Annotated in this window: 9 protein-coding genes; 3 read left to right on the top strand and 6 right to left on the bottom strand. The window is 45.0% G+C overall.

What is annotated here, in order from left to right:
* Positions 1 to 34: 34 nt before the first annotated feature.
* The 4 genes from CXF58_RS06200 to dapC all read right to left on the bottom strand — a co-directional run bounded on the left by CXF58_RS06200 (position 35) and on the right by dapC (position 6473).
* Positions 35 to 2092: a D-alanyl-D-alanine carboxypeptidase/D-alanyl-D-alanine-endopeptidase gene (locus tag CXF58_RS06200; protein ID WP_082894351.1), complete on the bottom strand. Its 2058-nt coding sequence runs from the start codon at positions 2090 to 2092 to the stop codon at positions 35 to 37.
* A gap of 65 nt (positions 2093 to 2157) precedes the next feature.
* Complete coding sequence (locus CXF58_RS06205; protein ID WP_068406716.1) at positions 2158 to 2769, bottom strand: 3'-5' exonuclease; 612 nt, start codon at positions 2767 to 2769, stop codon at positions 2158 to 2160.
* Positions 2770 to 2828: 59 nt separating this feature from the next.
* Positions 2829 to 4940, bottom strand: a complete 2112-nt coding sequence (locus CXF58_RS06210) for a DUF294 nucleotidyltransferase-like domain-containing protein (protein ID WP_102076908.1) — start codon at positions 4938 to 4940, stop codon at positions 2829 to 2831.
* Positions 4941 to 5198: 258 nt separating this feature from the next.
* The gene (gene dapC, locus CXF58_RS06215; protein ID WP_068406709.1) at positions 5199 to 6473 is read right to left on the bottom strand and encodes a succinyldiaminopimelate transaminase; all 1275 of its coding nucleotides are present in this window, start codon (positions 6471 to 6473) and stop codon (positions 5199 to 5201) included.
* 313 nt (positions 6474 to 6786) lie between these two features.
* Between dapC and CXF58_RS06220 the strand changes: the two genes are divergently transcribed.
* Positions 6787 to 7455, top strand: a complete 669-nt coding sequence (locus CXF58_RS06220) for a hypothetical protein (RefSeq protein WP_102076909.1) — start codon at positions 6787 to 6789, stop codon at positions 7453 to 7455.
* Between the two features lie 165 nt (positions 7456 to 7620).
* On the opposite strand, the gene glnD is transcribed toward CXF58_RS06220, so the two are convergent.
* Positions 7621 to 10347, bottom strand: coding sequence for a [protein-PII] uridylyltransferase (gene glnD, locus CXF58_RS06225; RefSeq protein ID WP_102076910.1), 2727 nt, complete (start codon positions 10345 to 10347; stop codon positions 7621 to 7623).
* 146 nt (positions 10348 to 10493) lie between these two features.
* Complete coding sequence (gene map / locus CXF58_RS06230; RefSeq protein WP_369811258.1) at positions 10494 to 11285, bottom strand: type I methionyl aminopeptidase; 792 nt, start codon at positions 11283 to 11285, stop codon at positions 10494 to 10496.
* A gap of 369 nt (positions 11286 to 11654) precedes the next feature.
* Here map and CXF58_RS06235 point away from each other — a divergent pair, with 369 nt between their 5' ends.
* Positions 11655 to 12743, top strand: a complete 1089-nt coding sequence (locus CXF58_RS06235; protein WP_102076911.1) for an esterase/lipase family protein — start codon at positions 11655 to 11657, stop codon at positions 12741 to 12743.
* Between the two features lie 298 nt (positions 12744 to 13041).
* Complete coding sequence (locus CXF58_RS06240) at positions 13042 to 14148, top strand: lipase secretion chaperone (protein WP_102076912.1); 1107 nt, start codon at positions 13042 to 13044, stop codon at positions 14146 to 14148.
* The last annotated feature ends 394 nt before the right edge of the window (positions 14149 to 14542 follow it).

Genomic DNA, 14542 nt, shown 5'->3' on the forward strand with positions numbered 1-14542 from the left:
TTTTTTAACAATATTGACGATATTAATGTTGTTATCAATGCTGTGCTGTCCAATCTAACATGCTATCTAATACGGTACGGGCAGTATAGGCATTAAGCGCATGATCTGTATTAATCAGTCCGACCACCACATAGTCTTGCCCAGACAAACCTTTGACATAGCCTGCCATCGAGGTGACATTATTTAAGGTGCCGGTTTTTATCCAAGCGCGGCCGATGGCTTGCGACTTGGGTAAGCGGTCACTATGGGCGCTGATGGTGCCACTGACCCCAGCAATGCCTAGCGAGCTCACATAAGCATCAAAGCTCGGTTGATTGTAGGCGTAGGTTAACAGCTCGCTTAGATTGGCGGCACTGATGCTGCAATCGCGGCAGAGTCCTGAGCCATTGGTCAAATGCGGCGGCGGAGTAGTTAAGTTGGTTTGCCACCACTGATTGATTGATTGCAGCGCTTGCGGATAGTCGGTCGCGGTTGGCTGACCAAATTGATATAAGCTGATTGCTTGATTGTTAATTGTTTTATCGGTATCAGTGCCTTTCTTATTAACGCTTTCTTGATGCGTGTCTTTTTTATTCACATCTGCTTTATAAGCGCCAATAGAAAGCGCTACTTGTTCGGTCATCACGTTATTAGAGAAGTGATTGATATCATAAATCTGCTGCTTAAGGTTTAAAGAAGGATAGCTGACAATGGGCAAGGGCGACATGACAATAGCTGCCAAACCATGTGGCGATTTTTTCTGTTTATTGGCAGTTTCATTGGCATGATAAGGCGTTTCTTGCGCGATGACTTTGCCACTTAAGGTATTGCCAAGCGTTTGCCATTTAGAGGCAATGACGCGGGCGGCAAAATCTTTGGCATCAGGGTAGGCGACATAAAAAGCATGTTCGCCGCAGCTGTCTGGTAAATTGCTATTAAGCGTTAATTGTGCCGCTTGCCACTGCGGCGCAATACTATAGCGCGCTTGCCCGCAAGCAGCCGAGCGCATATTTATCATGCTTGGCAATTGATAATTTGCCAATTGCGGTGTGTAGGTTAGCTGCGCGCGCGTATTGTCTAGCGGATAGCTCTGAATACCGACACTGCTAAAATTGACCAAAAAACCATCGGGGCTGGCGTTATAAGGACGTAGCGGCGAGTTGTCAAAGGCGGCAGGGTCTTTGGTGACGTTTGTAAACACACTACTATCGACGATGATATCGCCGTTGATATGGCGGATACCAGCAGTTTGGACTTTATAAAGCAGTTGCTGTAAGCGTTCGTGGGTCATTTTTGGGTCGCCACTGCCTTGAATAATCAAGTCGCCATAGAGCGTATCGCCAATGATAATACCCGTATGGTAAACACGAGTATGCCAAACGAAGTCAGCACCCAACGTATCTAAGGCAATAAAACTTGGCACCAGTTTCATGGTGCTGGCAGGCGTGCGCGCAATATCGGCTTGATGGCTTAATAGCGGTGAAAACGAAATTTTGATAGCGGGATTATGAGCAGTCGATTTGTCGTTATTGTTTTTGCTGCTTTCATTCTTAGTAGGATTTTTGGTGAGTTTTAAAGCGTCATCTGGCAGTAGCGGTGGCACGCTTTCTATACTTTGATAGGTATAAGGGTCATCGGTATAAGCATGCAGCTGTCTTGCATGTTGCTTAATCGTCTGTTTTTCAATCGTCACTAAGGCGCTTTGATGTACCGTTATTTCTTTAGCATTAGTATTGTTATTTTGAGTCGTTTGTTTTTGGATGCTGTTAGGCTCTGCGGCAGCACTATCTGTAGTTAGCGATTCAGGCTGATTAGCAGACTTCGTGCTATCAATTACCTGTATAGGCGCAGGCAAGCGGCTCGCAGTTTTATCACCGACTGGGGTGATGACCATACTAATATCGGTCGCGCTTAAGTTTGCGCGCGTAAGCGCTGTCTGAATCGCTTCTGGTAAAACCGCTTGCGCACATAGCGGCGTTAGCAAAACACTCGCCAATAAGGTCAGCGATGCTAGGTAGTGAGCAGGCTTATATAGCATATATGGTTGCTTAGAAAAAGGCGCTAATTTAGCAAAGGCGGTAGGGCGGTTATGAGTCTTAGAAGTGAGTAGCATGAGCGGTCTATTATCAGGTGGCAAAAACAGCCTATGGTAACATGAGTTGCTATTTTCACGTAGTATCAGCGTTGGCGTAGGTGCAAAAATGCCATGGCTGTCATGATGGCATCGTTATAAGCATCGTGTGTGCCAAGCTCTGGGATCTCATAATGCGCTAGAATATTGGTCAAGTGCTGTGATTGATTGGGAATACCCTGCGTACGATCGCCCATCCGCCGACTGTATAATTGCCGTATATCAATGACCTTATTCGGTAGCGTGGTGCCCATATAGCGTTTGACCAAAGGATTTAAAAACCCTGTATCTATCTGCGGACAAAACCCAACTAGCGGTCGATTGTCTATAAAAGGCAGTACTAAAGCCAGCATTTCATCGTAGCTCATACCATGCTCAACATCGGCAGTGCGCAGCCCATGAATCACAATGGTATCACGGCCAGGCATCACTGGCGGTCGGCAAACCAGATGCAGACCGTTACCCGTATCAATGCTATCGCCGTTGATATGAATGGCAGCGATAGATAGCAGGTGGTGCTTTTTTGGGTTGAGTCCCGTCATCTCGCAATCAATCGCGACCCATTTATCAGCCAAAGGTTTATTAAACATCGATGCCAGCTCAGGGCGCTGCAAATGGGTCTTTTGCCAATGAGACGATAACTGTTTTAGCCAACGCATCTTATTTTTGCTCCCCTTTATTTTTGCGCGCAGCGTTCTTATCAGCTGACGTATGTATTTTAATTAAACTCTAGCTGATAATGGCGACTTAATTGACCCTTAAAGCTTTTGACCACGGCCAGGCATTCATTTAACAAGTCTCGCTCGAGTGCCGATAAAGTGGTCGGATCAACTTGCCGCGCATGCTTATCATCTGTCGATAGCGCCACTGACAAGCGCTGCGCCATAAAAAACTCTAACGCTTCAAGCAAAGTGTCAGCGCGCTGTTGGTTTAAGGCGCGCACTTGTACCAAGCCTTTAAGACGTCCTTTACTACTCGGCGCATCAAAAATATCGTTTTCTAAGGCTAAAGTACGAATACCATGCACCAGCGGGAAAATACCGGCTTTTTTAAGGTCGATATCGTAGGCGCTTTTTTTACCGCCAAGGAGCGGCACAAACTTTTGCCACCATTGACCGACATCGCCAAACTGTAAAGCGGCACGGGCGAACTGGCGGACAAACATCAAATCTGACTGGTGATGGGCAATTTTTAAATGCTCGCGCACACTCGTTAGTAGCGATTCATCGCCGCAGACATAGTCGCCATCAAATATGGCCGACAAATAAATACTATGTATCGGGTCAGTATTTCTAAACCATAAGCTAATCTGCGCTTTGAACTGTTTGAGTGGCTGCCGCCACATCGGATTGGTCATCATGATATTGCCATTGCAAAGTGGATAACCCAAGGTTGCTAAATGATGGTTAAAGGTTTCAGCGAACTGAGCTAAGCCAGGATGGCTATAACCATCACGAATAATCAGTGCATTGTCTTGGTCGGTACGCATGATTTGCTCGCCGCGACCCTCTGAGCCCATGACGATGACGCAAGTATTTTTCATCACTTCATCAGGTACGATAAGTTGCCACAGTTTGGTAAAAACTTGCGCATTAAGCGTCTGTACCATACGGCTGACATTACCAATTTTGATACCGTTTTGGTGCTGCGCACGAATATAGCGCCCGATAAGCTCAACCGCGGTAGCTAAGCTCGGCAAATCTTTTGCCTGCTCAATCTGCAGACTAATTAGCTGCGAATGATGACCAATATGAGCGAGCATATCGCTTTGTCCGAGTACGCCTGCAACCTCGCCGTTGGCATCAATCACCGGCAGCCTATGGATACGGTAGCGCGTCATGGTCAATAGCGCATCGCCAATCTCATCGTCCGCATCAATGGTGCGCAGATTGAAACTTGCATAACGCTGGCAAGGCGTCGTCGCAGGGTTTTGCTGGTCGCTCACCGCGCGGCAGATATCGGTATCGGTTAAAATACCTAATGTACGACCAGAGTAGCTGTTGGAAGTTTGCGTATTGGCGCTATCAGTAACTAAGCTGCTATCTAGGTTGTTGGCTAAATTTCGGTCTAAGTTTTGGTCTAAATCCGTTTTTAAATCATTATCTAATATTTGCGCTTGAGCAGGATTTAATTGGTCGAGCGGTCGCACCAACACATGCTTGAGCCCAGCTTTGGTCATGATATGCGCCGCCTCATAGAGGCTGCTGGTGGCATCAATGATATGCACGGGTAATAAGCTGACATCAATCACTGGCTGCATCATGATTTGCTGGACTTCTTGCTGCTCATTATAACCATGAGAGCTAGTATCTAAGCTTTGCCCGCTTCGCCGCTGCTGCAATGCTTTTAATCGTTCAGGTAAATCTTCTGAGAGTAATTGGCGCACCAAATGATTCTGCGCACTGATTTTGTCAACGGTGGCGCCGTTTACTTGCAGCAGCAGGGTGTCTTCAATGGCGCGAAACTCGTAGGGCGACACGGTATTTTGGTTTTTAGGCATGGTGTCTATAGGGGCGCTACTGTTTATAGGTATGGTGCTGGCGGCGTCTTTGTCCTCTTCTGTAAACGATTTTGGCAACCGCCGACTGTCAAACCAATCATTACTATTTAGATGGTCGGTATGATTGCTGCCCAAATACGTCGCCACAAATTCGCCAGCAAGCAGCTGCTCGATTTGTCCTTTAATCACTACATAAAAATAGGTTAGATCAGCGGCTGATAAACGCTCATCTTTAGCAAGATAACGGATTTGGGTATTTTTTCTGACGCTTTGGCGTTCAGCCGCGCTTAGTACATCAAAGGGTGGCTGAGTAAAATCAAGATGGGGCATGGCATCATCCTTGATGGCATATTTAGTAAGATTTTGGAAAAAGAAATTTTACGACTGCTAAAGAAATATCAAAATAGCGTCGCGTTATTTCTACTATAGCACTCTTTGCCAACCAAGATAGCAGAGAACCATATATAACCATTATGCTATTGTGGGTATGTAGGGTTCTCTGATACTATACTAAGTCTTGAGGTCGTATCTATCGTTTAATGCTGAGGTTCTTTGACTAAATTTTAAGCTCAGTTTTTGAGTGAGTTTTTAAGCGCCAAGCAGTTTGCGAATGCGACTGATGGCTTCGCGGCTTTCCTCAACGCTAGCAACCAAGGCAATGCGCACATAACCTTGCCCAGGATTTTTACCATTGACCTCGCGTGATAGATAACGCCCAGCCAGCGCGTGAATATTTGCTTGCTCATACAACGCTTTGACAAAGATTTCATCGTCGCCATTAAATTGCTCAGGTACTTTTACCCAAAAGTAAAAACCTGCTTCTGGCATGCGTAAATCAAGCAATGCGCCAAGCTCTGACATCCATAAGGCGAATTTTTCTTGATAGAGCGCTCGATTGTGCGCCACGTGCTTTTCATCTTCCCAAGCAGCGATGGAAGCCAGCTGATGCGGTATCGGCATCGCGCAGCCTTGATAGGTGCGATATTGCAAATAAGGCTGCAAAATATTGGCGTCACCGGCCACAAAGCCTGAGCGCAGGCCGGGCAAGTTTGAACGCTTGGATAAAGAGTGAAATACCACGCAATTTTTAAAGTTATGACGACCGAGCGCCGCGCAAGCTTGCAGCAGGCCAATCGGCGCGCGATCAAAATACAGCTCGCTATAGCACTCGTCGCTGGCAATGATAAAGCCGTACTGGTCGGATAAACGCAGTAAGTGTTCCCAATCATCCATGGTCATGACGGAACCGGTTGGATTATTTGGGCTACAGACAAACAATAGCTGCGTGCGCGTCCAAACGTCCCTCGGTACCGCGCGATAGTCACCTTTAAAATCATTATCAATGCTGCAAGGCATAAAGTACGGCGTCGCTTGCGCGAGTATGGCAGCGCCCTCGTATATCTGATAAAACGGATTGGGCATCACAATGGTTGGTGCCTCATCTGCTTTTTGCAAGGGCTGCGCGCTTGGCTGATTATGAGCTGCCAGTTGATTGGTTTCGTCTTCGGACAACTCGGTTTGTGGATGGTCAATAACCGCTTGCACCAAGCTAAAAATCGCCTCGCGCGTACCCATAACCGGCAATACTTGCGTATGCGGGTCAAGATGATTGAGAAAGAAGCGCTTTTCTAACCAGTGAGCGATGGTTTGACGCAGCTCAAACAGCCCGTTGGTGGTTGGATATTGGCTTATTTTGTCCAAGTTTTCGCGTAGGACGTCCAACACAAATGCTGGCGGCTCGTGTTTTGGCTCTCCAATACCGAGCTTAATTTCACTATAGTTATAGGCTGGCGTACTGTCCGCGAGTAAAGTCGCCATCTTAGCGAACGGATAAGGGTGCAGAGTCGTCAAGTTGTGATTCATAGGTAGGCTAACTATAATAGACAATTAATAATAAAGTGATAAAGAAAAATTACATTTAAGCAGTGTAGCACTTCTCTTATTTTTTGTCTTTTTTCTTCTCAGACGGTTTATTGTTGAGTTAAAACCAGCACTTAAAGCAATTTATACGGTGAATAACCTTGCATAGCGCTTGTTTTTTAGACGGTAACCCGTATTGAGATTGGCCAATTTTAATAATGCGATTAAGTATAGATAAAATTAAAATAGCGTCATTTATTAACCAAGCAAAAAATAACTGTCCGTAAAAACGTCAGATTATTTAAGGAAACTTGATATGTCTAGTGTTTTAAAAACCGATGAGCGTGGCGCTAAAGATATCAATGTGCAACAATTTGAGGGTAGCCAGCGTGTTGAGCTATACGAGCAACTAAAACAGCGCGAGCACAATTGGTGGCAGGCGCGGCAGCAGTTGACGCTGTTAAAAGAGCGGCAGATGTTTTGGTTTGGCGATAACAGCTTTATGATGTGGCTGCTCTGGCAATTGGTCAGCTATGTGGTGGTGGCGATGGTGCTTATGCTCCTGAGCAAACTGTCAAACATCTCATTGCCTTTATGGCAGTATATGGGTTTATTTGCGGTACAGACGCTGATTTTTATCGTCATGTTGGGTTTTAAGGGCCGTATGGCCACGCATTTACAAAATAAGATCAATCAAGTCGATGTCTTGCGTGAAGAAGCGCTTAACGAGATGACTATTTTGGCCGCTGACACGCTTTATAATGATGTGCATGCCAAAGCCCCGATTTCCTTACAGCAAATCTTTGAGTACTACGACGGCGAATTTCATTTAGCGAGTTTGCATCGTCTGCTACAAAAAGAGGTAGACGCTGGGCGCTTGATGCTTGGGCAGCAGCAAGTAGAAGCAGAGATTTTGCCATTGGAGCTTGCCGATGAGGAGCTTAAAGAGATGGCAAGCGAGATGGTCTATAAAAGCGTCTTATAAAGTATGCGTTTAATATAAGTAGCTTATAAATATTTGGTCAAAAGCTATCGTTGATATTTTGTCTTAAAAAAACGCTTTATCGTTGAAGGTTAACGATAAAGCATTTTTCGTATTTATAATTTAGCTTCTAACGATTAACTTCTAACATAAGCAGCTATATAGCAATTAACCATCGTTACGAATGCTCAGACTTGCTATCAATGCTGCCTTTAATGTCTCAAGTTTATCCGCCGACAATGCCTGATCGTTTTGATCGCTGATGTAAAACATATCTTCTGCGCGCTCGCCTAACGTGGTAATACGAGCGGCATGCACTTCAATTTGTTGTTGTAAAAACACCTGACCAACGCGGGCAAGTAAGCCTGGTTGATCAAGCGTCTCTAAGCTCATGATATGCTGATTTGAGGCTTCATTAAACTCAAAGTGAATCGTCGTAGCAACATCGAAATGTCGCAACTGGCGCGGCATTTTTCTATTGGTAAGCTTGGGCACCGTCGGATTTTTAAAGGCGTCGATTAAGCGCTGTTTAAGCTCTTGTTGGCTGTCTGTATCAACCAATAGCGTACCGCTGCGGTCGAGCAGCACGTAGGAATCTAAGGCAAAATCTCGCGTCGCGGTAATGATACGCGCATCCAAAACATCGAGATTCATCTGATCAAACACCGCCATGGTAACGGCAAATAAATTGACCTGATCTTGCGTATAAACAAACACTTGCACCGCATCAAGTGCCAGCTCGCGATGCTCACGTAACACGACCAAGGGCTGACTATTGGCATCGGAGGCGCGGCCTATCGGCGGATGGTTTAAGATGGCTTCAGTATGCCACAAGATATCTTCTGCGATCTCGCGCAAAAAATACTCATCGCCCAAGTCATCCCACAGCCTTAAAACTTCATCGCGATTCATATGCTGATTATCGACATTATCAAGCATCGCCAGCGCCTGTTTGCGCGTGGCTTTAATCATATCTTGGCGGTTGGTTGGGGCGTCAATATCAGCGCGCAGGATACGCCGTGTTTGTGAATACAGCTGCTTCATCAAAGTCGCGCGCCAGCTGTTCCAAAGCTGCGGATTGGTGGCATTCATATCGGCGACCGTTAGGACGTACAGATGGTTTAAATGGGTGACGTTGCCAACTAAATCGGCAAATAGCGTCACCACTTCTGGGTCGGAGATGTCTTTTTTCTGCGCTGTCATCGACATCAGCAGATGATAGCGCGTCAACCAGCCGACTAAATGGGCATCCGCAGTACTCATGCCATGAGCAAGACAAAACTCAATCGCTTCTGTTTCGCCAAGCTGGCTATGATTGCCGCCGCGCCCTTTGGCAATATCATGAAACATCGCCGCCAACACCAAAATCTCTTTGCGCTCAATACGCTGAAAGATGGAGCTGACCAGTGGAAAATCCTCGAAAAAGCGCGGATCGGTAAAGCGGTGTAAAATGCGAATTAAAAATAACGTATGCGCATCGACGGTATAACGATGAAACAAATCGTACTGCATCAGCCCCGTTACTTGCGCAAAAGCTGGGATATAGCTGCCCAAAACGCCGTAACGATTCATAGTACGCAGGCGATGAAATAGATAGTTTTGCTCTTTTAAATTGGCTAAAAACAGCGCTTGATGCGACGGGTTGTCTCTATACGCTTGATCGATGCCGCGCGCCGCTATTTTTAACGCACGCAAGGTATGGGTACGGACGTTTTTGATACCGTATTGACCCATCAGCAAAAACATCTCTAAAATCGCCTCAGGATGTTGAGCAAAGACGCGATGATGCGATATTGCAATCTGTTCGCCGACTCGGTTAAAGCGAGCGTTAATCGGATGTTTTTTTGGTCGTTCTTCATCCGGCAGTTGCGGCTCGATAATGGTCTCATAATAATGATTGGTCAGCATCTCAGATAGCGTCGATATCTGCATAGCACAGCGATAATAATCGCGCATAAAGCGCTCAACGGCGGCATTTGGTTGGTCGCCAGGCTGCGTCTCATAGCCCATCATTTGCGCAATTTCACGCTGATAATCAAATAGCAGCTTGTTTTCATTGCGCCCAGTCAGCTCATGCAAATAATGGCGGATTTGCCATAAATAACCTTCGGCAAAGTTAAGCTCATCGAACTCTTTTTCGGTCAAAAAGTTTTGCTGCACCAGGTCATAAAGCTTACTGACGCGAAAGTAGCGTTTGGTCACCCAACCAATGATATGAATATCACGCAGACCACCGGGTGCCGTTTTAATGTTAGGCTCAAGATTGTACTCAGTGGCATTGTGCTGCAAATAGCGCGCTTTTGCTTCAGCGATTTTCACCTCAAAAAAATCACGTGGCGACCACTGGGTATTGACGATTTTATGGGGCACCTCTTGCAATGCTTCATTGCCAACTAACAACCGCGCTTCTAGTAAAGTACTGGCAACGGTGTGGTCGAGCGCCGCTTCCAAGCATTCGCTGACGCTGCGCACCGATAGGGCGGGCTCAAGTCCAATATCCCATAATAGCGCCACTAAATTATCGATTTTCTCTTTATTATCAACCGTAATCTCGTCTGGCGTTAGCAGCAAAATATCGACATCTGAATATAACGACAGCTCACCGCGCCCATAACCGCCAGTGGCAAATAAGGCTAAGTCCGTTTTATCAAGCTCAAACCATTTGAACAACGCAATGAGTAATTCATCGATGACGCAAGCACGAGCTGCTACCAATTGGCGAATATTGACGCCGCGTTCGAGCTCGCGGCTGATATCGTCATTGATTTGAAACAGCCATTCAGCAATACTCTGTTCGGAAATACTGAACGACGTCGCGCTATCAGTGGTAGTGCTATGGTCTGATAATAGAGGCATAGGTGTCAAATCAATGGTCGCGACATCGCAAGTAAACATGAAGGGCATCCGATTAAGAGGTTGTAAATAGAGGCGCTAAAAAAATGGGTGAATGCAAATATCACGCTGAAAAACAAAAAATAGCACCGCCAATATGCCTGAATTTTTAGGCAAAAAAAAGACCGCCTAGGCGATCTTTTTACGTATTACTGGGTCAAAAAGCTTAAGTCTTCTTCGGGGCGTGTGGTAAAGACTTCACAGCCATTGTCCGTCACCACCATGGTATGTTCCCACTGTGCTGACAGCTTGCGGTCTTTAGTAATCGCCGTCCATTCGTCCGGCAAAATCTTGGTCTGCCACGTGCCTTGATTAATCATCGGCTCAATGGTAAAAGTCATGCCCGTTTTTAGCTCAAAGCCTGTGCCTTTTTTACCATAGTGCATGACTTGCGGCTCGTGATGGAATTCATTACTGATACCGTGACCACAAAACTCGCGCACGATACTAAAGCGCTCAGGCTCGACCACTTCTTGAATAGCGGCGCCGACATCGCCCAAGCGCGCGCCGTTTTTGACCACACTCATACCGGCATAAAGGGCTTCTTGCGCCACTTTGCAGATACGCTGCGCCATGATTGAGCCATTGCCGACAATCCACATTTTTGAAGTATCGCCGTAATAGCCATCTTTGATAACCGTGACATCAATATTGATGATATCGCCATCTTTTAGTAGTTTATTGTCGGTTGGAATACCGTGACAAACCACATGGTTGACAGAGGTACAGATAGATTTTGGGAAGCCATTATAGTTAAGGGGCGCAGGAATCGCTTCTTGCACATTAACGATATAATCGTGAGCGATTTGGTTCAATGCTTCGGTACTGACGCCAACTTTGACGTGCTCATCGAGCATTACAAGCACATCGCTGGCAAGTTTACCGGCCACGCGCATTTTTTCTATGGCTTCAGGAGATTGGATAAGGGATTTTTTGGTCATCATAGTCGTACTTATAGTTATAGAATTTAGGTAGGCAATTATACCATAAATGCAAGCGTCGCTGTTCTGCTAACCCTTAGCAACTTTGTACGCATTTATCAAGCCTAGCATTATAGTGATATTAACTGTCTCAGCTTATTTATATGTAGATACGTGACTATAAAGTCATGGAAATATGACACATATGTCAAAAAGCAGTTGAATGTTGTAGATGATAGAAGTATGGTAATTTTGTTTGCTAAATGAATTGGCAACGATTTTTAGCGCTTACTGCAGGATGCAATAGCTAAGCGTGAAAAAATAAACGTTAAAGATAAGCCACATAAAAGTGGCTTCACGCTTTTATTTTACAATAACAAGGATGTTGTTATGACTCTAAAATCTCGCCTGCGCGCTGCCATAATGCCCAGTGCCTTTCTACCTTCACTTGGCGCTATTGCTGCCGGTGTGCTCCTCATGACCTTACAAACCACTTCTGCTCAAGCAGCGGGACAATTTTATAATTGCGCCAATGCCACCGGCTGTAAGATGGTCGATAGCAAATTTTTCACCTCAAAACATACTGATACCAAATATCCTGTCGTAATGGCGCATGGGCTTGGCGGCTGGACGAAGCTGTTTGGCGTGCTTGACTACTTTTATGGCATTCCTGAAACCTTGATGGCAGGTGGCAGTGAGGTTTATAGCACTAAGACCTCCGCTGTTAATAACAGTGAAGTGCGCGGTGAGCAATTGCTACAACAAATCAAAACCATTACAGCGATTTCAGGTAAACCCAAAGTAAATTTATTTGGTCACAGTATGGGCGGTATCGATATTCGTTATGTCGCTGGTGTGGCGCCTAATTACGTTGCCTCTGTGACCGCGGTTTCAAGTCCCGAGCAAGGCTCAAAAATGGCCGACTGGGTTATTAAGCAAGTCGTGGAAGGTAGCGCGAATAGTGGCTATGCTGAAGGTGAATTTAACGTAGGCTCTCAGATTGCTTTAGGCTTCTTTAAGTTCGTTGGTGGCTTTATGGACGTCGGCTCAGGTATCAGCTTTAAAGAGATACAAGAGCAAGATGGCTGGGAGGCGGTAACGGCGCTATCTACTGCATCTTCGGCGAAGTTTAATGCCAAGTTTCCAGCCGCTATGCCTAGCAGTTATTGTGGTCAACCTACCAATACTGAAGTCAACGGTATCAAGTACTACTCTTTTAGCGGTATCGGTCAAGTGACCAATGGCTTAGATCCCAGTGATTATCTCTTAGCATTGACTGGGACCACCTTTGATGGTGAGAGCAATGATGGTTTGGTTTCTGCTTGCTCTAGCCGTTTAGGCTACGTGATTCGTGATGACTATGAAATGAACCATTTAGATTCATCAAATCAAGTATTAGGCTTGACGGCATGGGGACAGCCAGACCCTAAAACCTTGTATCGCGATCAGGTTAACCGCCTGAAAAAAGCCAACTTATAAAGCTATTTTTGGTGGTGTGTCAAAAAGTATGCTGATTAAAACTTGAACAATTTTTGAAGCCTTGAAAGCCCTATAGAATCAGAGAACTTAGCATAGATTTCTTATTGACTTCTATCGCCAGCATACTTTTTAGAACACCACCCTATTTTTTAAAGCTTGTTTTAGAGCTCATTTATAAGTTAGCAAATTAACCGCTTTTAAATAAAAGGGTCACTATGTAACGGGCCCTTTTATTTTGTGCCATTTTATGAATAGTAAATTCCTTATCAACCGCTTGATTAAATAAGATAGTGTCGTTATGCCAACTAATCGCCGTCCACCATTTTTGCTCATTATTATCGCCGTGATAATCGTTTTAGTTGTGGCGACTATTTGGTGGTTTAAGCCCGATAATGCTGGTAAACCTTCTTCTCAAACAGAGGCTACAGCGCTGAATAGTCAAGCTAATGCCAGCATCATAGACGAGGCGAATGTTAATAATAATGTTGGCACATTATCCAAGCAAGACGCTTCTCAATTTACCACAGGTCTTGAGAATCTACCGCGCTCTTTGCAAGGAACGGAGGTCGACGGTGAGATTATCATTGATGAAAACAAACAGTTGGTCGTCACCGAAGGGCTACGGCGCTTATTTGATTATTTTTTATCGGCGCTAGGTGAAGAGGATGAAGCAGTCATTTATGCGCGGGTGGAGAGTTATATCCGCAGTCATACGCCAGAGCCTGCAGCTAGCCAAGCGATGAAGATATTTGACCAGTATATCGCCTATCTTAAAGCAATTCCTGCTATAGAAAAACGTTATGGCAATCTGCAACTACAGGCGACCAAAAATGGCGAGCTGGATTTAAATGTGGTGGCGCAGCAGCGGCAAGATGTCGCAAAATTACGTCAGCAGCACTTTGATAAAGCTACTATAACCGCCTTTTTTGGCGCAGAAGATGAATACGATGATTATAGTATTGCGATGGTAAAAATTAACCAAGATAAGCAAATGTCCGACGCCCAAAAAGAAGCAGCAAAGCAAGACTATATTAGCCGCATGCCAGATAATGCGACCAAAGCCAACATCGCTCAGCAGGCGAATCTGGAGGAGTTAATCAGTCGTACAGAGCAGCTACAAGCCAAGGGTGCAACGGCTGAAGAGTTATACAATATGCGCCGTGAGTTGGTTGGCGCGCCAGCAGCAGCAAGGCTTGCGCAGGTCGATCAACAAGATGCTCATTTTGATCAGCGTTTTAAGCAGTATCAAGCCCAAAAACAGCAGTTGTTAAGTCAAAATGCCGATAAGGCGCAAGCGCAAACCCAAATCAATCAAATAGAGCAGCAATTGTTTAATGAGACGGAACGCAAACGTTTGGCAGGTTATGCCGCTTTGCAACAACAAAAGGCGGCAACTCCCAATTAAATCCGATGTTAATTTTTAGGTAAAAATAAAAAGTATTTAACGGTGAAATTGAATTATCAGTACTCTAAATAGTGTTATTAGCTAAAGTGCTAGCAGGGAATAGGTATTGTAACAAGGTGTGTTAGCAAAAAAGCTATAAAGTAGAACAAATATAGCGGTAATTGGTACTCAATCTATCATGACAGGCTTATGAAAAATGGGCATAATAACCTCACTGTTTAGACTAACGATAAAAAAATATTAAGCAAAGCACATTAATCAGGATGCATTAACCTGAGAAAATGCTGCTTAATATGATAAAAACAATATTTTTTTACCTTTGCACTTTTATTTTTATATTTGAAACCTCTAGGAGTTTATATGAAAAACATGACTAAAATGATGATGGCTGCTA

The organism is Psychrobacter sp. Sarcosine-02u-2 (assembly GCF_002836335.1).
Taxonomy (GTDB): domain Bacteria; phylum Pseudomonadota; class Gammaproteobacteria; order Pseudomonadales; family Moraxellaceae; genus Psychrobacter; species Psychrobacter faecalis.

Coding starts and splice junctions, on each gene's coding strand:
- CXF58_RS06235 (WP_102076911.1), top strand. CDS start 11,655: ATGACTCTAAAATCTCGCCTGCGCGCTGCCATAATGCCCAGTGCCTTT.
- map (WP_369811258.1), bottom strand. CDS start 11,285: ATGACCAAAAAATCCCTTATCCAATCTCCTGAAGCCATAGAAAAAATG.
- dapC (WP_068406709.1), bottom strand. CDS start 6,473: ATGAATCACAACTTGACGACTCTGCACCCTTATCCGTTCGCTAAGATG.
- glnD (WP_102076910.1), bottom strand. CDS start 10,347: ATGTTTACTTGCGATGTCGCGACCATTGATTTGACACCTATGCCTCTA.
- CXF58_RS06240 (WP_102076912.1), top strand. CDS start 13,042: ATGCCAACTAATCGCCGTCCACCATTTTTGCTCATTATTATCGCCGTG.
- CXF58_RS06220 (WP_102076909.1), top strand. CDS start 6,787: ATGTCTAGTGTTTTAAAAACCGATGAGCGTGGCGCTAAAGATATCAAT.
- CXF58_RS06205 (WP_068406716.1), bottom strand. CDS start 2,769: ATGCGTTGGCTAAAACAGTTATCGTCTCATTGGCAAAAGACCCATTTG.
- CXF58_RS06200 (WP_082894351.1), bottom strand. CDS start 2,092: ATGCTACTCACTTCTAAGACTCATAACCGCCCTACCGCCTTTGCTAAA.
- CXF58_RS06210 (WP_102076908.1), bottom strand. CDS start 4,940: ATGCCCCATCTTGATTTTACTCAGCCACCCTTTGATGTACTAAGCGCG.